This is a genomic window from Novosphingobium sp. HR1a, from assembly GCF_015594425.1.
GTDB lineage: Bacteria > Pseudomonadota > Alphaproteobacteria > Sphingomonadales > Sphingomonadaceae > Novosphingobium > Novosphingobium resinovorum_A.
The window spans coordinates 61,149-79,769 of record NZ_JABXWS010000038.1 but is presented as its reverse complement, the minus strand read 5'-3'; the positions used below and the strand labels follow the sequence as shown (position 1 = coordinate 79,769).

Here is an 18,621-nt window from a genome sequence, read left to right as displayed (position 1 = left end):
GTTCTACCCGTGTTGCACGCTCTTCATGATTTCATGCACACTTGTCGGCTTCACACCGCGCCGGGCGAGGTGGGTGAACAGGGTGCGCCACCAGTCGTAAAGACCGTCGAGGTCCGCTTCGCTGCGTACGTAAGGCGTGTGGCCGGTCGCCAGCGAAGGGCTGTGGAAGGAGAAGACCAGCACCGGCAGTCCCTCGTCGATGGCGATGTCGACGCCGCGCAGGGCTTCTTCGGCGGTGATTCCCTCGGGCGTGAGGGGGATGCGTTCGAGCAGTCCCGTCCGCGCGAGGACGCCGCGCATCGTCGGTGCGCGCCACAAGTGCGGATAGATGACGTTGCCCACTTGCCGCAGTGGCCCCCAGTATACGGTGGTCAAGGGCAGCTCGAGAAGCTGGCGCGCTTCGTCGGTCCAGTAGGGGTGGAGCGGGTGCTCGCGGTAATTGGGGCCGCCGGTGCCGCTATAGTCGAACCGCGCCCGCACCGAGGTATCGACGGCGATGCCGCATTCCAGCAGGATTTCCGCCGTGCGCGGGCCAAGTCCGTAGCGTCCGGCGCGGTAGATGCGCGGGGGCGTGCCGAAGGCGCTTTCTATGCGGTCGCGCAAGGTGAGCAGCTTTTCGCGTTCCAGTTCGAACGGCAGGTTGCCCGCATAACTGTTGAGTTCGTTGACGTCCTCGACGAAGGGCGGGCTGACCCAGGGGTGAAGCTGCACGCCCACTTCGGCGCGCCCGGCGGAGACGGCATCGCCGATCGCTTCGGGGGCACAGGCCGAATCGGCGACCGGCCAGTCGATGAGGTAGGACGGGACGACGCCGAAACCCTCGCAGAACTGTTGGAACTTGCGGAGCGCCGGGACCGTGACGACGCTGTGCGCCTCGCGGTCGAGCGGGGCCGACCAGTCGAATTCTTCCTCGGTATCGACGGTGACGATGAAGCGCTGGCCGAATTCCGGGCGGAAGGTGGCATGGGCCTGCTTGCCGGGGGGCTGCAGAAGGTTCGGGGCTGGCAAGGAATTTTTTCCCTCTGCGGGTCGCATCCACACGGGATTACTGCGAAAAAGTTGCCGAAATGCTATCGTTTGCGTCCATGCCGGTCGATGCGGAGCCGGTCAAGGCAGGCAGCGACAGATGGAGGCTGTTTGCGATGCGCTGCAGCGCGCCGCCTGCAGCAGCGGCCTCTGCTGCAGCGAGGCGCAAGGTGAAGCCGATCCCGAACATGCCCGCCGCCAGCGACTGGCCACGCTCGCTGGCGACCGGATCGAAGAGGGCATCGGGATTTCGCTCGGCAAGGATGGCGGGAAGCTGGACGGCCAGTTCGATGATCGCGCCCTGGGCGGCGGGTCGGCGGCTCCAGCGCAGTTCAAGCGTTTCGCCCGGCGCGGTCGATCCGGCGAGGGCGGCGAACAGGCGCCAGACCAGCCGTTCGACCTCCGGCCGGGCGATGCGCAGCGGCAGGGTGGTGGCGGACGGGTCGGCGAGCATCGAGAAGCCGCTGCCGCGCGGCTCGGTCCAGGCGCGCAGGCGCACGATGGTCTGCGCGAGGACGCGGGCGAGATCGCACTCGCCGTCTTCCAGCGGCATCGCGCCCGATTCGAGCTTCACCAGCCGGTCCAGTTCCTCGAACCCGGCGAGGATGTGCGCGCAGTCGCCGGCGATGGCGGCGGCCAGCGCGCGGTATTCGTGCGGGGCAGGGCCGTAAAGCTGCTGCTGGATGATCTCGGCGGCGACCTGGATCGCGTTGGCGGGGGTGCGCAACTCGTGCAGCACTTCGCGCATGCGGTCGGCCTCGGCATGCGGGGCTGCCGGCACGGCGGCGACCTCGACAGGCGCGGCAAGGCGGCGCAGGCGGCCGCAATATCCGGCGAAGCGGCCATGGTCGAACCGGGGGGCGGCGTCGACTTGCCAGAGCCCGCTCACGGCAGGGGCGCCGGTGACGACGATGCGGGCGGCGCGCAGCGGCAGGTGCTGCAGCATGGCCCGGGCGACCGGCTGCGCTTGCGGATCGTGCGTGCCAAGGGCGAGGCCGACCACCGAAGACGCGTAAGGGCCGTCGGCCCAGTCGATGCGGCCTTCGACGCCGGTGGTGAAGTCGATGGCGGCGGCCAGGCGATGCGGGGCGGGCGCAGCGGTATCGCCGAGCGGCAGGCGCGGCGAATCGGCCTGCGCTTCGGGCGGTCCCTTGGCCTCGCGTGCCTTGCGGAATTCCTCGATGCGGCGAACGATCGCGCCGATCCCCGCGTCGCGTTGGCCAGAGGAGGGGCCGGAAGCAGGGTCGGCCGCGACCTTGTGCTGCAGGTCCTTGTGCTGCTGCGCCGCGCGGGCGCGCGCCCATTCGCTGAGCGACGTCGGCGGCGGCGGGTCGTCTGCCATGTCGAGCAGTTCGAGCACGTCATCCGACATGTCCTGGTCGATGGCGATATCGCCGGTGGGGCGCTGGAAGCGGACCGGTATCTCGGGCAGGGGGTCTTCGGGCAGCGGGTCGGCGGGGCCGGAGGGAAGCCCGCGGTCGTGCACGCCAAGCTGTTCCAATAGCGCCTCGACGCGCGGCGACAGATCTCGGCGGTGGCGCAGGATGCCGCGCGCGCGCACCGGCAGGCGCGGGATCAGCGCGAGCCATGCGGCGTCATCTAGATGAGCGGCTGCAATCCCGGCGCAGGCGACGTCGGGTTCGGCCTCGGCCAGCCAGGTCAACAGGCGCGGATTGGCCATCGGCTGCAGGGGCTGGCGCAGCAACCGCGCGCGATCCGCAGCGGGGATTTCGCGGGCGAGCTGGCCCAGCCGGGCATAGGCCGCCTCCACCATCTCGCCCGTCTCCTGCGAATCAGTCGCACGTCCGAGAATGTCGATGAGCTGCCTGAACTGGATCCGCGCGAGACTGTCCCCCGAGGACGGGAGGCGCAGGACCGTGGCAAGGCGATCGTCGAAATGCATTCCATCTCCAGACGCGAAAGGCGCGCCTCGGGTTACGTGGCAGATTCGGTCCTATGCCCGCGTGATGTTTACCATAAGGAAAACACCGGGTCGCTTTTTCGTAGCAAAGTGCGTCGGGATCGAAAGAGCCGAGTTTCGGCCGTTGCAAAGCGGGACGATTACGCTATGGGCTAATAATATTACGGCGCGCTCGCATTTTCGATGTAGATGTTGCAACAAGGCGAAGCGAGAGGCGTGTGCCTGGGGAATTTGAATGATCAATCTCGATGAAATCGACCGTCGCCTGCTGGCGGAATTGCAGGCGGAAGGTCGCATCACCAATGTCGAACTCGCCCAGCGCGTGGGTCTGACCGCGCCGCCGTGCCTGCGGCGCGTGCGCAGCCTCGAGGAAGCGGGCGTGATCCAGGGCTATCACGCCGATCTCGACGCGTCGAAGCTGGGCTTCACGATCACCGTCTTCGCGCTGGTCAGCCTCAAGAGCCAGGCCGAGGAATCGCTGCGCGCCTTCGAGGACCACATGAAGGGCCTGCCCGAAGTGCGCGAGTGCCACATGCTCAACGGCGAGATCGACTTCATCCTGAAGATCGTCAGCCGCGATCTGCAGAGCTTCCAGGAATTCCTCACCAGCAAGCTGACGCCCGCGCCCAACGTGGACAGCGTCAAGACCTCGCTGACGATCCGCACCGCCAAGAGCATCCCGGGCGTTCCGCTGGGCTGAGGTTGGAGCGATGCGCGTGACGGGACGGTCGAAGCGTACGCCTTTGCTCGTTGCGGCGGTGGCGTTGCTGGTGGCGGCGAACGCCTGGTGGTTCTGGCCGCGCGGCGATGCGCAGAATACAGCGGCTTTCCAACTCGCCGACAGCAGCGACTACGGGCGAGGTTCAGTAGCGGCAGGCATCACGCGTGCGGACATTGACGCCGCGCCGTTCTATGACGCCGCTGCCGACCGCTGGTTGGTGCAGGGCAAGCCGATTGCCGATCTTCACGGGCATATGTTGCCAGCAGAACCGCGCGGCAAGCGTCCGGGTTTCGTCATCGCGGGATTGGCGCAGCAGGCAACCACCGAGGATGTGCGCAAGGCGCTCCTCAATCTGACCGGGCAGGGTATCTGCCTTGTTGCGCTGCCCGATGCGGTCGATCCGCAGGGCGTGTCGGTGCACCGGATCGTTGCGGTTCGCGATGACCGGGGGGAACTGCGTCACTGCAAGGGGTGACGTACCGAAGTCGCCTTCATAGCGCCCGTCATCCCAGCGAAGGCTGGGACCGCTCTCGTCAGAGCTGCGCTATCTGCAAGACCCCCGCAAAATCCGCGCTGACCTGCCGATAGGGCGTAACATGGTCATAGCGGCCCCAGCCTTCGCTGGGATGACGATCGTGCTGCCGCTCAAAGCCCCGCGGCAGCCTCCAGCGCCAGCATGTAGCTTTGCGCGCCGAACCCGGCGATCGTGCCCTTGGCCGCCATGCCGACCCATGACGTGTGCCGGAAGTCCTCGCGCGTGTGCGGGTTGGACAGGTGGACCTCGATCACCGGCGCGGTGATAGAACGGATCGCGTCGAGCAGCGCCACCGATGTATGCGTATAGGCCCCGGCGTTCAGCAGCACCGCGTGGGCGCCCGCGTCCTCGGCCTCGTGCAGCCAGTCGACGAGGTCGCCTTCGTGGTTGGACTGGAAGAGCAGGACACTGATGCCCAGCGTCTTGCCGCGTTCTTCCAGCATCGCGCCGATGTCGTCGAGGGTCTGCGATCCGTAGATCGCCGGTTCGCGCTTGCCCAGCCGGTTGAGGTTGGGGCCGTTGAGCACGTAGACCAGCTTTTCCGTCATGGACTTGAATACCTTCCGCCAAAGCAGCGCGAGTTGTGGGACGCGAGGTTTAGCGGGCCGGGCGCAGGGTGCAAGCCGGACGGCGGCGCCATGTCATTCGACCTTGGCGTGTCATTCAACCTTGCCGATGCCGGGATCGGGCGCAGCCGGCTCGCTGCCGATGCTGGGCGCCGAGGGTGGCGGCGCTGCGGGCGGCGGCGGGGAATTGCCCGGTCCGTCGTCCTTTTTCGAGGCCTGTTCGATTGCGGGGGCATCGCCGCCGTAGAACGCCGCGAGCTTCGCTTCGCGCTCGGCCTTGGCGCGGGCCTTGGCTTCTGCGGCCGCGTCCTCGGCGGTGCTCTCGGTCGGGGCAGGTGCGGGAGGCTGGCTGCAGCCCGCCAGCGAAAAAAGCCCGGCAAGGCCAATCAAGGCTTTGCCGAGCGGACGGTGAAGGATGGAGCGCACGATCATGCGCGCAGGATAGCGCGAAAGCGTTAGCGTTTCGCTTACCGGTCGGAGCCCTTGGTCTTGCCCCACTGGCGCATCGCCGAATAGCCGAGGTAGCCGGTGCCGAAGAGTGCGTAGAGCGGTTCCGGAATTCCCGCGAGATAGCCGTTCATCCCCGCGCCGATGGCCTTGGCGAGCCCCGGATTGAACGCCGCGACCATGCCCATCGGCAAGGCCCAGAGGATCACGAGGTACATCACGTAGAGAAAGCTCGGCCGCGCGCGGCTGGTCCAGGGATCGGCGCTGTTCGCCTCGGCGACGATGGCCGAAAGGCTGGCCTGCAGCATTTCGAGTTCCTGGGTGTTCTCGAGCTTCAGCAGTTCCAGCTTGGCCCGGTCGCGCGCCTCGGGGTCGGGGACGACCTTGTCGATGATGCGGGTAACGGGGCCGAGCAGCGAATCGAGGAGGGCCATGGCAGGATCCTTTGCGAAAGTGACCCGCTTTCAAATGACCATATCGGTTCGTGTAGGAAAATGAATTCTCGCGCGCGGCCGCTGGGTTAGCGCCGCTGCGCAGGCTGGCACATCGAACCGGCTTCTTTCGCCAGCGCGAAATCTCCGGCCCTGAGCGCCGCCTTGCGCGCATCCGCGCACTTGCCGTCAGCGATCAGCGCGCCGACTTCTTCGCGAAGACCCTGCTCCTGACGAACCGCCTCGCGCTCCTCGTTCTTGTCGCGCAGGCGCTTGACTTCCTGAAAGCCCGAGTATCGCTGCTGGGCTGGATTGTCGCCCATGGTCCGGCTGGTCGTGCACGACGCGACGTTTCCGAGGCGATAGCAGGAAGCAGTCTGGGCCATTGCAGGAGAGGTCGCAAAGGTGGCCAGCCCGAAGGCAGCGACTGCAAGTGAGAGCTTCATGTTCACCCCGACATGTCAGACCATGGAAGGTGTCCGGGATGGCTGCGCAAGGCTATCTGGTCAAGTACGGGGAGCCGATGACGGCTAATGTCATGGCCCGATCATCGTCGCCGGAACGAAAAACGCCGTCTCCCGCATGAAGCAGGAGACGGCGTTTTTGATTGGTCGGGACGAGAGGATTCGAACCTCCGACCCCCACACCCCCAGTGTGATGCGCTACCAGGCTGCGCTACGTCCCGACCGGAGCGCGGCCTATAGGCAGGTCTTTCGGGATGCGCAAGCGCCTCCGGCATAGTTTTTCATCGCGTTGTCCACTCGCTTGAACGAAGGCGTGCGCGCCCTATCTGGCCCAGACACAGTGGGGGAGGCGCGGGAAGCCCGCGTTGCCAGCGCTTCGCTTTATTGCTAACCGCCCGCATCCGCCTGCGCGCAGGCTGCGGATCATACCGTCATGCGCGTCAGGCCCGGTCGGCACACGATTCGCCGTCCGACACGCGACACGAGAAGGCCCATCATTTCCATGCAGACCTCGATCCTCGCCCAGCTTGCCGCAGCCGCCCCCGCCGGTGCGCCGCCGGCCTGGATGACTTACCTGCCGTTCGTGGCGATGGCCGCGATCTTCTGGTTCCTCATCCTGCGCCCGCAGATGAAGCAGCAGAAGGAGCAGAAGAACAAGCTCGCGGCGCTCAAGAAGGGTGACGAGGTGCTGACCGGTGGCGGCCTGATCGGCAAGATCGTCAAGGTCGACGACAACTACGCCGAGATCGAACTGGCGCAGGGCGTGAAGGTCAAGGCGCTCAAGTCCACGATCGTCGACGTGATCCCACCCGCAGGCTCGAAGCCCGCGAACGACTGAACCGACCGGACGCTCCTTTGGGAAAGCGATTAGGCGATGCTTGAATTCTCGATCTTCAAGAAGGTCTGGTACTGGGGGATAGCGGCGGTGCTCTGCCTGCTGTCCGTACCCACGCTGCTGACCTTCACCAATATCCATCTGCCCGCAGGCGTTCCCGCGCCCAAGGTCAACCTCGGCCTCGATCTTGCGGGCGGCTCGCGCCTGCTGCTGGAAGCCGACCGCAATCAGGTCGTCCAGCAGCGTCTGCAGGGCATGGAGGAATCGGTCCGCACCAAGCTGGGCGCGGCCGAGCCAGCCATCGGCATCGGCGACGTATCGAGCCGGGGCGGCCGTCTGACCTTCACCGTACGCGACACGTCTCAGGTGGACGCCGCGCGCGAGGCGCTGCTGCCGCTGACCAATGGTGCGGGCCTGACCGGCCAGCGTGACTGGGACATCTCGGTCGTCAACGGCAACCAGTTCGTGCTGGCGCCGACTTCGGCGGGCATCGACCTCGAAGTCAGCAACGCGATGGAAACCGCCGTCGAGGTCGTCCGCAAGCGTATCGACGCGCTGGGCACCAAGGAGCCCGACATCCGCCGTCTCGGCGGCACCCGCATCGACGTGCAGGTGCCCGGTCTGCAGGATCCGGCAGCGCTCAAGGCGCTGCTCGGCCAGACCGCCAAGCTCGAATTCAAGATGGTGGACGAGACCGCATCGCCCGCCGACCTCGCACAGGGCATCGCGCCTCCGGGCGACGAGATCGCGCCTTATGCAGAGGGCATGGCTGAAGGGCCGAGCCCGGTCATCGCGGTCAAGCGCCTCGGCGGCATCACCGGCGACCAGCTGACGAACGCCAAGCAGGGCTTCGACCAGCAGAACAACCGCGCGGTGGTGAACATCACCTTCAACCAGCAGGGCGGCGAGAAGTTCGCGGCGCTGACCAGCGCCAACGTCGGCAAGCGCTTCGCCATCATCCTCGACGGCAAGGTGCTCTCGGCGCCCTCGATCAACGAGGCGATCCTGGGCGGCAGCGCGCAGATCTCGGGCAGCTTCACCACGAAGTCGGCCACTCAGCTGGCGATCGCGCTGCGTTCGGGCGCACTGCCGGTGGACCTCAAGGTCGTCGAGGAACGCACCGTCGGTCCCGATCTCGGCGCCGAGGCGATCCACAAGGGCGCCGTCGCGATGGGCGTCGGCACGCTGGCGCTCGTGCTCTTCATCATCCTGACTTACGGCCGCTTCGGCATCTATGCCTGCATCTGCGCCCTTGCGATCAACATCCTGATGATTCTGGGCGTGATGGCGGTGTTCGGCACCACGCTGACGCTGCCGGGCATCGCCGGCTTCGTGCTGACGCTGGGCGCGGCGGTGGACGCCAACGTGCTCATCAACGAACGCATCCGCGAGGAACGGTCCAAGGGCCGCCGCGTGGTCCAGTCGGTGGAACTGGGCTACAAGGAAGCGAGCCGCGCGATCTTCGACGCCAACATCACCAACTCGATCGCGGCGCTGCTGATGTTCGCGTTCGGCTCGGGTCCGGTGCGCGGCTTCGCGGTCGTGCTGATGATCGGTATCGTCACCTCGGTATTCACTGCCGTGACCCTGACCCGCATGTGGGTTGCCGGATGGCTGCGCAAGGCGCGCCCTTCGGACCTCAACCTGTAAGCGCGGAGAGAGACAATGAAGCTCCTCAAGCTCATTCCCGACAACACCAACATCCACTTCCTCAAGTGGCAGTGGCCGTTCTTCATCAGCAACATCGTGCTGATGGTCGCCTCGGTGGTGCTGCTGTTCACCCATGGGTTGAATCTGGGCGTCGACTTCGTCGGCGGCCAGATGATCCGCGTGACCTTCGAGCGCAGCGCGGTCGCGCCGGTGGACGCGCTGACCAAGACCGTCGACAAGCTCGGCTACGGCGAGCCGGTCGTGCAGAACTTCGGCAAGCCCAACGAAGTCTCGCTGCGCATGCGCCTGCCCGAGGGCACCGAAGCGCAGCCGCAGTTGGCCGACGCGATGGCGCAGAAGATCACCACCACGGTCAAGCAGGCATTCCCGGATGCGCGCATCGACGGCGTCGATTCGGTCTCGGGCAAGGTCTCGGGCGAACTGCTCAAGACCGGCGTGCTGGCGCTGAGCCTGGCGATGCTGTGCATCTCGATCTACATCTGGGTGCGTTTCGAATGGCAGTTCGCCGCAGGGGCCTTGTTCGCGCTGATCCAGGACATTCTGCTGACCGTGGGCATGTTCTCGCTGACGCAGATGGAGTTCGACCTCAACATCGTCGCCGCCCTGCTGACGCTGCTGGGCTACTCGCTGAACGACAAGATCGTGGTCTACGACCGCATCCGTGAGAACCTCAAGAAGCACCGCCGCATGCCGATGGCCGAACTGCTCGACCTTTCGGTGAACGAGACGCTGTCGCGCACGGTCGTGACCTCGCTGTCGATCCTGATCATGCTGGTGGCGCTGCTGCTGCTGGGTCCGGACGTGATCTTCGGCTTCACCGCCGCGATCACGCTGGGCATCTTCATCGGTACGTACAGCTCGATCTTCATGTCCGCGCCGATCCTGATCTGGCTGGGCGTGAAGTCGGACAGCTTCGTGCAGACCGAATCGGCGATCGACCGTCAGGAGCGTCTGGCCCGCGAGCGTGGTCAGCCGCAGCCCTGATCTTCCTCGGCGGCTAGAGAAAAAGGCCCGTCCCGCGCGATGCGGGGCGGGCCTTTTCGCTGGCGCGCGCTATAGCGGCTCAGGTTTGGAGAATACGATGAGCAATCCGTCGAAGGCGTGGGACGCCCCGCAAGTGCGCAAATGGCTGGAGCGCCGGTTCGAAGCGGCGAAACTCGACCAGGCGGACGCCGACAGGCGCGGCTACGAGGCGCAGGACGACTACGACAAGGCGGCGGCCGAGGAATGGGTCTGCCGGACGCTGAAGGCGGCGGACTGCGTGGACGACCAGACCGCCTTCGCCGCGCGGATCAAGGAACTGATCGCTGAGGACGAATACCGGGTGACGGGCATCTATGACGATGCGCGCTTCCAGCGGAACGTCCGCGGCCAGCTACGCAAGCTGGCCAAGATGACCAAGGCGAACGAAGGGTTCGAAAAGACGCTGCGATATCAGTGAGCGCGGCGCGGCGGGCGATCAGGCTTTCGTCAAAGCCTTGGCCACGCTCACGAACTCCGCGACCGACAGCGTTTCGGCCCGGCGCTGGGCGTCGATACCGAGGGCTTCCAGCGCATCCAGTGCGCCGGGCACGCCCTTGAGGCTCTGGCGCAGCATCTTGCGGCGCTGGCCGAAGGCGCCCTCGGTCACGCGCTCCAGCACGCGCATGGAAACGCCCTCGGGGGCTTCGCCGGGCACGACGTGGACGATCGCCGACATGACCTTGGGCGGCGGGGTGAAGGCGCTGCGATGCACCTTCATCGCCAGCTTCGCCTTCGAGCGCCACTGCGCCAGAACTGCAAGGCGGCCATAGGCGGAAGTATCCGGCTCGGCGACGATGCGGCGGGCGACTTCCTCCTGGAACATCAGCGTCAGCGAGGCCCACTGCGGCGGCCATGCCTCTCCTGATAGCCAGCCGGTGAACAGCGCTGTGCCGATGTTGTAGGGCAGGTTGGAGAGGATGTGATACTCGCCCGCGAACAGCGTCTTCGGATCGATCTTGAGCGCATCGCCCTCGATGACCTTGAGCTTGCCGGGGAATGCCTCCGCCAGTTCGGCGAGGGCGGGGAGGCAGCGACGGTCCATCTCGATTGCGGTGACGTTTGCGCCTGCGCGCAGGAGCGCACGGGTCAGTCCGCCGGGGCCGGGGCCGACTTCGAGCACGTCCTTGCCGTCCAGCGATCCGGGAATCGCGGCGATGCGGTCGAGCAGTTGCTCATCGAACAGGAAGTTCTGGCCGAGCGCCTTGGAGGCCGAAAGGCCGTGGCGGGCGATAACTTCGCGTAAGGGGGGGAGGGTGGTCATTGCGTAGGTGCCCACCCCGTCCGGCTAGGCGGTAAACCGCCAAGCCTACCGGCCCTCCCGCAGACGGGAGGGCTGAACCGTGCGGCTCCCCTCCCGCTTGCGGGAGGGGCTGGGGGTGGGCCTGCTGGTGGATTCGTCTTCATGCGGCCCTCCGCGCGGCGCATTCGCCGGCCATGCGGATCGCGGCGATCATCGCGCCGGCGCTCGCCATGCCCTTGCCGGCGATGGCGAAGGCGGTGCCGTGGTCGGGCGAGGTGCGCACGATCGGCAGGCCGAGCGTCACGTTCACGCCCTGATCGAAGTCGAGCGTCTTGATCGGGATCAGCGCCTGATCGTGGTACATGCACAGCGCCACGTCGTAGCCCTCGCGCGCGTGAGCGGCGAAGAGGGCGTCGGCGGGATGCGGGCCGGTGACGGCCAGCCCCTCGGCCTGCAGCGCGGCAATGGCGGGGACGATGACGTCGCGGTCCTCGGTGCCCATGCGGCCGTCCTCGCCGGCGTGGGGGTTGAGGCCGGTGATCGCGATGCGCGCCGATGGCAGGCCGAAATCGCGGGCGAGGGCGCGGGCGACGATGCGGGCCTTGCTTTCGATGAGGTCGCGGGTGACGAGGCCGGGCACGGCCGCCAGCGCCTCGTGGACGGTCAGCGGGACGGTGCGCAGGCTCGGCCCGGCGAGCATCATCACGGCTGCCTCGTGGGGCAAGCCACAGGAATCCGCGAGAAATTCGGTCTGGCCGGGCTGGGTGAAGCCGACTGCGGCTAGCTTCGACTTGGCGATCGGGCCGGTGACCACGCCGCCCGCCTCGCCCGACATCGCGAGCGCGGTGGCCGTGGTCAGCGAGTGCAGGGCGAGCGCCGCGCCTTCGATGGTCGGTTCGCCGAATGCCGGGGCACAGTCCTCGGCGCCCAGCACGGGCAGGGCCGAGCCGAATACGCTTGCCGCTTCACTGGCTGCGGAGATCGACGCGACAGGCAGGTCGATCCCGCGCGTCGCCGCTGCTGCACGTAGAACAGCCGCGCCGCCTACGACGAAGAACGGCGCGAGGGCCATTTCCCGGCGCCGCACCCAGCTTTCGGCAATCACTTCGGGGGCGATCCCGGCGGGATCGCCCAAAGACACGGCGAGTGGGGCCGTCATAGTCCGATCAGTTGTATTCGATGACGGCATCACGGCGCAGGTCGCGCAAGTAGGTCTGCGCGCGCTTGTTGACGCGGTCGTCCTCGAGCTGGGCCTGAAGCTGTTCGAAGCTCGGGCCGCTCTCGGTCTGCGGGTCGTCGCGGCCGCACAGCATGAGGATACGCACGCCGTCTTCGAGCGAGCCGAACGGCGGCAGTGTTTCGCCGGGTGAAAGCTGCAGGATCGAGTTCTGGATCTGCGCCGGAAGGTCGCGCGCCTTGACCTGGTCGTTGGTGACGACTTGCGCGCCGAGACCCTTGGCCACGCCATCGACGTCGCCGCAGCCCTTGGCCGCCTTCATCGCGGTCTGGAACGCCTCGGCGCGCTTGCCGGCCTCGGCCTCGCTCACGCCCTTGGGGAAGGGCAGCGAGATCTGCTTCAGCGCGAGAACCGCGTCGCGCGGATCGGCGGTGAGGACCTGGCGCTTGTCGATCAGGTAAAGGATGTCGAAACCGCCGGGCACCTCGATCGGGCCGACCAGCTGGCCGGATTCCATGTCGCGGGCGACGGCCTGCAGTTCGGTGGGCAACTGCGCAAGGCGCACCCAGCCCAGGTCGCCGCCGACCGAGGCAGTGCTCGCCTGCGAATACTGGCGGGCATAGGCGACGAAGCTGCCGCCACCCTTGAGCTGCTGCACGATCTGCGTGGCGTTCTGGTAGACCTGATCGCGCGCCTCGGGCGAGGCGGCGAGATAGATTTCACCGAGGCGGTACTCGTCGGTGCCCTTGGCGGCCTTGAGGCGGGCCAGCACGTCGTTCACTTCGTCGTCGGAAACGTTGATGAAGGGCTGGACGTTGCGCTGGAGCAGGCGCTGCCACGAAAGCTCGCCGCGAATCTGGCGCTTGAGCGAGTCCGCCGAGGAACCGACGCGCTTGAGGTAAGCGTCCATGGCGGAGGTGTTCTGGCCGAAGTTCTGCTGCGCGACGCGGGCGTAGGACTGGTTGATCTCGGCCTCGTCTACCGAGACGTCGGCGGCCTTGGCCTCCTGGATCTGCAGCGTCTCATCGATGAGGTTGCGCAGGACCTGCAGGCGCAGGCGCTTGAGTTCTTCCTCGTCGATCTTGCCCTGGTTGGCCGCGACGATGAGGGCAAGGCGCTGGTCGACGTCGGTGCCGGTGATGACGTCGCCATTCACGACCGCAGTGGCGCGGCGCATGTTCGGGTTGTCGTTGCCGAAAATCTTCACATCGTCGGGGATCGAAATCTCGCCCTGCGGAGCGGATTGAGCATGAACGGTCAGCGCGGAAGACATCGCAGCGAGGCCGCCGACGCAAAGGAGGGCGCGCTTGAGGAACTTGCGGTTAACTGCTTGCACCGTTGTATCAATCCCGTTTTCGACCGACCCGTGGGGCCGGTGCATCAACGGCGGGAAGTCCCGAAGCCGGGAATTGCCGCCGCATTTATCCAAGTCACACCTGCCGGGAGGCGGCTTAACTGAAAATGAGCACACCCGATAGCGGCTTTGCCGGAATGTGCCAATCTTTGCTCGTGCGTATCGGGCGAAGGCGAACCTAGATGCCGCCGCCTATGTTCTTCAGCGCGAAGCCCAGCTGGAACGAGTCGCCGCGCTTCACGTCGCCGAGCGCCACGTAATCGCGGCGCCAGGTCAGCGAAATCTGGACGCAGTCGTCTTCGTAGGCCGCGCCGAAGCGCGTGCGCAGCGGCTGGAAACCGTTGGAGCCGTATTGCAGGTTGTCCTTGCGGCTGGTCATGTTGACGACGGCCGAGCCGAACATCGACCAGTAGCGGGCAAACGCGATACGCCCTGCAGCGCGCAGTTCCTCCCTGTCCTGCAAGTCTTCGACGCTGTTGACGATGTTGCGATTGAGGCGGGTGTAACCCAGTTCGAGGTAGCTCTGGGTATTGCCGATCACCGCATCGAATTCGTTGCGGCGCACGGCCATCGTGTCCTTGTCCAGCCTGAAGCGGTGGATAAAGTTCAGGAAGTCCCGGTAACGGATTTCGGTGCGGCCGACGATGTCGGAGGTCTTGTTCGACAGACCGGTGCCATCGGGCAGAACGGTGTTCTGGTTGCTCAGGCGCACCGACTGGCCCACCGTGGTCTTGATCTTCCAGCGCGGCCGCTCGAACTGCCAGTCGAAGCCGTAGGTGAAGCGCACGCCGTCCTCGACCCGGTCGTAGCCCGGGAAGCGGTTGAGAGCGAAGAGGTTGCCGGTGTCGAGATCGACCGCGCGCGAATCCTCGTTAGGGATCGCGAGGTTCCGGAAGTGGGGCGAGGCGACCAACTGGACGCGCGGGGTCAGCACCTGCGTGCCGCCGAATGCCTGCCCTACCAGCGGCCACTTTACATCCACCGCCGCCGTCGCGATGCCGCGCTCCTGCCAGCCGGCGAGCCCGCGATACAGGTCTTCCGTGGTCAGGGCGTTGTCGGAGGAGTGGTAGACGTCACCGCGCACGAGCCCGGTAACGGTGATTTCCTGGCCCATGCGGGTCAGCTGGCGCAGCGACCATTGCGCACTGGCGAAGGCACGCTGGGTGTCCTGCCCGTCGGTCCGGCTGATGTTGAGCGAATTGGCCTGAATCTCGAATTTGCCGCCGAGGAGCGGGTCGTCGATGCGGCGGCGATAATCGATCATCGGCAGCGCCACCGGGATCAGGCCCTGCTGGCGGCTGGCTACCAGGGTCTGCGTGGCGTAGCCCGCGATCGAGAAGTAGCTGTCCTGGTCGATCCGCTCCACTTCGACCATCGAGCGCAGGCGGTCGTCGCGGTTGTTGTCGTAGCGGCGCAGGAAGGTGCGGTCGGTCGCGCGCCGGATCGAGGCGGTGACGCTCCAGTTGTCGTCTAGCTGGAACTTGCCGTTGGCGAAGATGTAGCCGCGGAACGAACGGTTTCCGCTGGTGATCTCCTCACCCGTGCCGCTGTAGATCGGGATGCTGCTGCTGGCGGTGGCGAGGCCGGTGATCTGGTAGGCGCCCTTGTCGGTCAGCGCGCGGTACTGCAGCGATGCCATCGGCGCGGCCTTGGTGAAGGCCGAGATCGTGCCGGTGAGGTCGCGGTTCTCCGCGAGCTTCCAGTAGTACGACTGCGCGATCTCGATGCCGTTCGATGGGCTCGACTTGAGGTCGGGCATCAGGAAGCCGGAGACGGCGTGGCCGTCGGTGCTGATCGTCAGGCCGAACAACGGCAGTTGCACCGCGCTGAACAGCTCGATCCGGGCGTCCTTGAAGCGCACGCGCTTCTGCGTGTCGGAATAGATGACCTGTTTGGCGACGATGCGCCAGCTGGGCTTCTTGGGGCAGCCGTCATCGTCGGTGACGTCGCAGCCGGTGTAGGCCGCCTTGTGGAGAATGACGTCGCCGTTGGCGATCCGCTCGCCCTTGAGCGCGGCGAGGCGGCCGCCTTCGCGCATGACGAGGAGCAGGTTCTCCATCATGCCGGTCTTGAGTTCGTCGGTCAGCTCGACTTGTCCGGTATAGAGCTGGTTGCCGTCCTGATCGACCATGCGGACATTGCCGTCGGCAAGGATCTTGCCGCTCTGGCGGTTCCAGGTGACCTTGTCGGCGCGGACCGACTGGACCTGTCCCTGGGGATCACGGCGGCGCAGGACGACGTTGCCGGTCGCGGTGACGACTTCGCTGTTCTGCTCGTACTGGACGTCGTCGGCCTCGAAGGCGACGGGCTCGGTCTCGCCGGTGGACACCGGCGGGGCGGCGGGCGCGCCGGCGATCGGGCCGGTATCAACGGGGCGGGCCACGTCCTGCGCAAAAGCGGCGTGGGGCGCGCAAAGCGTCGCGATTCCGAGGGCGAGCGCGTGCAGCGAAAGCGGACGCAAGCGGCGGAACGGGGCTTGCAGCGAAGTCTGCACGGCTGGGAGCATGGGTTGCCTATCGCATCGCCTGTGCCTAACTGCAATCCAGTCATGCGGTGAAGCGCACAAGATCGGCGTTTCACCGGGGAAATCCAGGAGAATCCATGAAGATCCAGTTCCTTGGCGCGGCGGATGAGTCGGCTTCAGGCGTCATCGCGCGTCTCGTCAATCAGGACGCCGTGCCTGCAGACCTCGAAGCGGTGCTGGCGGAAGGCGCGAAGCGTGCGCGTTTCACGGGCAAGGCGGGCCAGGTCTTCGAAGGTTTCGTCGAGCGCAGCGGTAAAGCCGTGCGCCTGGCGCTGGCGGGAATCGGCGAGGCTTCGGCGAAAGACCGCAAGGCTGCGGTGGAAAAAGCCGGCGCGGCTGTCGTCGCCAAGTACCTCACCAGCGGCGAGACCGCGCTTACGCTCGACGTCACCGGCGCGGGTCTCTCGGCGGAGGAAGCGGCAGGGGCACTGCTCGGCGCGCAGCTGCGTTCGTGGCGCCATGACGTCTATCGCACCAAGCTGGCCGCCGATGCGAAGCCGAGCCTCGCCGAAGTCTCGCTCGTCGGCGCGCCCGAAGGCACCGAGGCGGTTTGGGAGATCGAGCAGGCGATCGCGCAGGGCGTTTCCTTCACCCGCGAACTCGTCACCGAGCCCGCGAACGTGATCTATCCCGAGAGCTTCGTGGAGCGCTGCAAGGCGCGCATGGAGGGCTCTGGCCTCAAGATTCGCGTGCTCGACGACAAGGAGATGGCGGCGCTCGGCATGGGCTCGCTGCTCGGTGTTGCGCAAGGTTCGGTTCGGCCTGCGCGCCTGCTGGTTATGGAGTGGCTGGGCGGCGAAGAGGGTGCGAAGCCAGTCGCCTTCGTCGGCAAGGGCGTGACTTTCGACACCGGCGGCATCAGCCTCAAGCCGCCCGCAGGCATGGAAGACATGAAGTGGGACATGGGCGGCGCCGGTGCGGTGGCCGGCACCATGCTCGCCCTCGCGCTGCGCAAGGCGAAGGCCAACGTCATCGGCGTGTGCGGCCTTGTCGAGAACATGCCTGACGGCAATGCCCAGCGCCCGGGCGACGTGGTGACCTCCATGTCGGGCCAGACCATCGAGGTCATCAACACCGACGCCGAAGGCCGCCTCGTCCTGTGCGACGCACTGACCTGGGTTCAGCGCGAATATGCGCCCGCCAAGGTGATCGACCTCGCGACCCTGACCGGCGCGATCATCCTCAGCCTCTCGCACGAATATGCGGGCCTGTTCTCGAACAACGACGGTCTTGCGGCCGAGTTGAACACGGCGGGCGATGCCTCCGGCGATCGCCTGTGGCGCATGCCGATGGGGCCGGCATACGACAAGATGATCGACAGCCCGATCGCCGACATGAAGAACGTCGGCCCCCGCTTCGGCGGCTCGATCACGGCGGCGCAGTTCCTGTTGCGCTTCATCGAGAACGACACCCCCTGGGCGCATCTCGACATCGCGGGCACGGTGTGGACCGACAAGCCCGGCGCTACCTGGGACAAGGGCGCGACCGGCTTCGGCGTGCGCCTGCTCGATCGCTTCGTGCGCGACACGATCGAAGCCTGAGCCAGAAAAGGACGCGGTTGAGTGCAGGTCATGTTCTATGAACTCAGCCGCGACCCGGCCCATGCGGTCGTGCCGTTGCTGGCCCGGCGCATCGTCGAGGGCGGGGGGCGCGTGCTCGTGGTCTCCGCCGACGAGCAGCAGCGCGGCCGGATCTCGGCGGCGCTGTGGTCGCACCGGCCGGACGGCTTCCTCGCCAACGGCCAGATGGGCGAGGGCGGCGAGGAGCGTCAGCCGATCCTCCTGTCCGACATTCCCGACCCGGTGAACGGCGCCCGTTTCCTCGTCATCGCCGACGGCGTGTGGTGTGAGGGCGAGGAGCCGTTCGAGCGCACGTTCTACCTCTTCGACGACGAGACCAAACCGCAGGCCCGCGAGGTCTGGCGTGACTTGCGCGGGCGCGAAGGGGTTAAGAAGGAATACTGGGCGCAGGAAGACGGCCGCTGGGCCAAGAAGGCGGAAGAGTAAGACCAAGGCGTCAGGCCCACCCCTGGCCCCTCCCGCAAGCGGGAGGGGAGAAGAAGGCGCGATCGCCCGCCCGCTTGCGGGAGGGCCGGAAGGCTTGGCGATTTATCGCCTAGCCGTACGGGGTGGGCCTCGAACCGGGCCGCAATGCCCACCTTGCGGACAACCCCATTCCCGGCTAGGGGCGCGCCCAACAATAACGCCCTTGTCCAAGGAATAGTCCCATGGCGGTTACCCGCACCTTTTCGATCATCAAGCCCGACGCCACCCGCCGCAACCTGACCGGCGCCGTCACCAAGATGCTCGAGGAAGCCGGCCTGCGCGTCGTCGCCTCCAAGCGCATCCAGATGTCGAAGGAACAGGCTGAGGGCTTCTACGCCGTCCACGCCGAGCGTCCGTTCTTCAACGACCTGGTTTCGTTCATGATTTCCGGCCCCGTCGTCGTCCAGGTGCTCGAAGGCGAAGACGCCGTGAAGCGCAACCGTGACATCATGGGCGCCACCAACCCCGAGAACGCCGACGCCGGCACCATCCGCAAGGAACTGGCCGAATCGATCGAAGCCAACTCGGTCCACGGTTCGGATTCGGAAGAGAACGCGGCGATCGAGATCGCCTACTTCTTCAAGCCGGAAGAGATCGTCGGCTGAAGCTGACGGTTAAATCTTCGTAATTCGGAGAGGGTC

Annotated in this window: 19 protein-coding genes and 1 tRNA gene; 9 read left to right on the top strand and 11 right to left on the bottom strand. The window is 66.4% G+C overall.

The window, feature by feature from the left end; translation table 11 throughout:
- Window positions 1-3 precede the first annotated feature (3 nt).
- Both HWN72_RS09135 and HWN72_RS09130 read right to left on the bottom strand, forming a co-directional pair.
- Window positions 4-1,008 carry a polysaccharide deacetylase family protein gene (locus HWN72_RS09135; protein WP_211150080.1) on the bottom strand — a complete coding sequence of 335 codons (1,005 nt, stop codon included), beginning with the start codon at window positions 1,006-1,008 and terminating at the stop codon, window positions 4-6.
- A 37-nt stretch (window positions 1,009-1,045) separates the two neighbouring features.
- Window positions 1,046-2,929 carry a HAMP domain-containing sensor histidine kinase gene (locus HWN72_RS09130; protein WP_211150079.1) on the bottom strand — a complete coding sequence of 628 codons (1,884 nt, stop codon included), beginning with the start codon at window positions 2,927-2,929 and terminating at the stop codon, window positions 1,046-1,048.
- Between the two features lie 253 nt (window positions 2,930-3,182).
- On the opposite strand from HWN72_RS09130, the gene HWN72_RS09125 reads away from it, so the two are divergent.
- The gene (locus tag HWN72_RS09125) at window positions 3,183-3,647 is read left to right on the top strand and encodes an Lrp/AsnC family transcriptional regulator (RefSeq protein ID WP_008828388.1); all 465 of its coding nucleotides are present in this window, start codon (window positions 3,183-3,185) and stop codon (window positions 3,645-3,647) included.
- Between the two features lie 10 nt (window positions 3,648-3,657).
- Window positions 3,658-4,143 carry a hypothetical protein gene (locus HWN72_RS09120; RefSeq protein ID WP_211150078.1) on the top strand — a complete coding sequence of 162 codons (486 nt, stop codon included), beginning with the start codon at window positions 3,658-3,660 and terminating at the stop codon, window positions 4,141-4,143.
- A gap of 170 nt (window positions 4,144-4,313) precedes the next feature.
- Here HWN72_RS09120 and aroQ read toward each other — a convergent pair whose 3' ends face one another.
- From aroQ to HWN72_RS09095, 5 genes are all read right to left on the bottom strand, one after another.
- A complete protein-coding gene (gene aroQ / locus HWN72_RS09115) occupies window positions 4,314-4,751 on the bottom strand; it encodes a type II 3-dehydroquinate dehydratase (RefSeq protein ID WP_211150077.1) in 438 nt (145 codons plus the stop codon).
- Between the two features lie 111 nt (window positions 4,752-4,862).
- On the bottom strand, window positions 4,863-5,201 hold the full coding sequence (locus HWN72_RS09110; protein ID WP_211150076.1) for a hypothetical protein: 339 nt from the start codon (window positions 5,199-5,201) through the stop codon (window positions 4,863-4,865).
- Window positions 5,202-5,236: 35 nt separating this feature from the next.
- Window positions 5,237-5,650 carry a holin family protein gene (locus HWN72_RS09105; RefSeq protein WP_211150075.1) on the bottom strand — a complete coding sequence of 138 codons (414 nt, stop codon included), beginning with the start codon at window positions 5,648-5,650 and terminating at the stop codon, window positions 5,237-5,239.
- Between the two features lie 86 nt (window positions 5,651-5,736).
- Complete coding sequence (locus HWN72_RS09100) at window positions 5,737-6,033, bottom strand: hypothetical protein (protein ID WP_211150074.1); 297 nt, start codon at window positions 6,031-6,033, stop codon at window positions 5,737-5,739.
- A 222-nt stretch (window positions 6,034-6,255) separates the two neighbouring features.
- Window positions 6,256-6,332, bottom strand: a tRNA-Pro gene (locus tag HWN72_RS09095).
- 281 nt (window positions 6,333-6,613) lie between these two features.
- On the opposite strand from HWN72_RS09095, the gene yajC reads away from it, so the two are divergent.
- The 4 genes from yajC (at window position 6,614) to HWN72_RS09075 (ending at window position 10,058) form a co-directional block, all read left to right on the top strand.
- Window positions 6,614-6,949, top strand: a complete 336-nt coding sequence (gene yajC, locus HWN72_RS09090) for a preprotein translocase subunit YajC (RefSeq protein WP_008828382.1) — start codon at window positions 6,614-6,616, stop codon at window positions 6,947-6,949.
- A 36-nt stretch (window positions 6,950-6,985) separates the two neighbouring features.
- Window positions 6,986-8,596, top strand: coding sequence for a protein translocase subunit SecD (secD, locus tag HWN72_RS09085; RefSeq protein ID WP_008828381.1), 1,611 nt, complete (start codon window positions 6,986-6,988; stop codon window positions 8,594-8,596).
- 15 nt (window positions 8,597-8,611) lie between these two features.
- Window positions 8,612-9,601 (top strand): protein translocase subunit SecF, encoded by a 990-nt coding sequence (secF, locus tag HWN72_RS09080; protein ID WP_211150073.1) that lies wholly within the window; start codon window positions 8,612-8,614, stop codon window positions 9,599-9,601.
- A gap of 97 nt (window positions 9,602-9,698) precedes the next feature.
- Window positions 9,699-10,058: a hypothetical protein gene (locus HWN72_RS09075; RefSeq protein ID WP_008828379.1), complete on the top strand. Its 360-nt coding sequence runs from the start codon at window positions 9,699-9,701 to the stop codon at window positions 10,056-10,058.
- Between the two features lie 18 nt (window positions 10,059-10,076).
- Here HWN72_RS09075 and rsmA read toward each other — a convergent pair whose 3' ends face one another.
- From rsmA to HWN72_RS09055, 4 genes are all read right to left on the bottom strand, one after another.
- Window positions 10,077-10,901: a 16S rRNA (adenine(1518)-N(6)/adenine(1519)-N(6))-dimethyltransferase RsmA gene (gene rsmA, locus HWN72_RS09070; protein WP_211150072.1), complete on the bottom strand. Its 825-nt coding sequence runs from the start codon at window positions 10,899-10,901 to the stop codon at window positions 10,077-10,079.
- 139 nt (window positions 10,902-11,040) lie between these two features.
- Entirely contained in the window at window positions 11,041-12,039 is a 999-nt protein-coding gene (gene pdxA, locus HWN72_RS09065; RefSeq protein ID WP_211150071.1) for a 4-hydroxythreonine-4-phosphate dehydrogenase PdxA, read from the bottom strand.
- Window positions 12,040-12,046: 7 nt separating this feature from the next.
- On the bottom strand, window positions 12,047-13,393 hold the full coding sequence (locus HWN72_RS09060) for a peptidylprolyl isomerase (RefSeq protein WP_008828376.1): 1,347 nt from the start codon (window positions 13,391-13,393) through the stop codon (window positions 12,047-12,049).
- A 196-nt stretch (window positions 13,394-13,589) separates the two neighbouring features.
- A complete protein-coding gene (locus HWN72_RS09055; RefSeq protein WP_211150070.1) occupies window positions 13,590-15,917 on the bottom strand; it encodes an LPS-assembly protein LptD in 2,328 nt (775 codons plus the stop codon).
- Window positions 15,918-16,012: 95 nt separating this feature from the next.
- Here HWN72_RS09055 and HWN72_RS09050 point away from each other — a divergent pair, with 95 nt between their 5' ends.
- From HWN72_RS09050 to ndk, 3 genes are all read left to right on the top strand, one after another.
- Window positions 16,013-17,476: a leucyl aminopeptidase gene (locus HWN72_RS09050; protein ID WP_211150069.1), complete on the top strand. Its 1,464-nt coding sequence runs from the start codon at window positions 16,013-16,015 to the stop codon at window positions 17,474-17,476.
- A 30-nt stretch (window positions 17,477-17,506) separates the two neighbouring features.
- The gene (locus HWN72_RS09045; RefSeq protein ID WP_248005897.1) at window positions 17,507-17,941 is read left to right on the top strand and encodes a DNA polymerase III subunit chi; all 435 of its coding nucleotides are present in this window, start codon (window positions 17,507-17,509) and stop codon (window positions 17,939-17,941) included.
- A 221-nt stretch (window positions 17,942-18,162) separates the two neighbouring features.
- Window positions 18,163-18,585 (top strand): nucleoside-diphosphate kinase, encoded by a 423-nt coding sequence (ndk, locus tag HWN72_RS09040; RefSeq protein WP_036524317.1) that lies wholly within the window; start codon window positions 18,163-18,165, stop codon window positions 18,583-18,585.
- Window positions 18,586-18,621 lie beyond the last annotated feature (36 nt).

Coding starts and splice junctions, on each gene's coding strand:
- HWN72_RS09130 (WP_211150079.1), bottom strand. CDS start 2,929: ATGCATTTCGACGATCGCCTTGCCACGGTCCTGCGCCTCCCGTCCTCG.
- HWN72_RS09125 (WP_008828388.1), top strand. CDS start 3,183: ATGATCAATCTCGATGAAATCGACCGTCGCCTGCTGGCGGAATTGCAG.
- HWN72_RS09120 (WP_211150078.1), top strand. CDS start 3,658: ATGCGCGTGACGGGACGGTCGAAGCGTACGCCTTTGCTCGTTGCGGCG.
- aroQ (WP_211150077.1), bottom strand. CDS start 4,751: ATGACGGAAAAGCTGGTCTACGTGCTCAACGGCCCCAACCTCAACCGG.
- HWN72_RS09110 (WP_211150076.1), bottom strand. CDS start 5,201: ATGATCGTGCGCTCCATCCTTCACCGTCCGCTCGGCAAAGCCTTGATT.
- HWN72_RS09105 (WP_211150075.1), bottom strand. CDS start 5,650: ATGGCCCTCCTCGATTCGCTGCTCGGCCCCGTTACCCGCATCATCGAC.
- HWN72_RS09100 (WP_211150074.1), bottom strand. CDS start 6,033: ATGGCCCAGACTGCTTCCTGCTATCGCCTCGGAAACGTCGCGTCGTGC.
- yajC (WP_008828382.1), top strand. CDS start 6,614: ATGCAGACCTCGATCCTCGCCCAGCTTGCCGCAGCCGCCCCCGCCGGT.
- secD (WP_008828381.1), top strand. CDS start 6,986: ATGCTTGAATTCTCGATCTTCAAGAAGGTCTGGTACTGGGGGATAGCG.
- secF (WP_211150073.1), top strand. CDS start 8,612: ATGAAGCTCCTCAAGCTCATTCCCGACAACACCAACATCCACTTCCTC.
- HWN72_RS09075 (WP_008828379.1), top strand. CDS start 9,699: ATGAGCAATCCGTCGAAGGCGTGGGACGCCCCGCAAGTGCGCAAATGG.
- rsmA (WP_211150072.1), bottom strand. CDS start 10,901: ATGACCACCCTCCCCCCCTTACGCGAAGTTATCGCCCGCCACGGCCTT.
- pdxA (WP_211150071.1), bottom strand. CDS start 12,039: ATGACGGCCCCACTCGCCGTGTCTTTGGGCGATCCCGCCGGGATCGCC.
- HWN72_RS09055 (WP_211150070.1), bottom strand. CDS start 15,917: ATGCTCCCAGCCGTGCAGACTTCGCTGCAAGCCCCGTTCCGCCGCTTG.
- HWN72_RS09050 (WP_211150069.1), top strand. CDS start 16,013: ATGAAGATCCAGTTCCTTGGCGCGGCGGATGAGTCGGCTTCAGGCGTC.
- HWN72_RS09045 (WP_248005897.1), top strand. CDS start 17,507: ATGTTCTATGAACTCAGCCGCGACCCGGCCCATGCGGTCGTGCCGTTG.
- ndk (WP_036524317.1), top strand. CDS start 18,163: ATGGCGGTTACCCGCACCTTTTCGATCATCAAGCCCGACGCCACCCGC.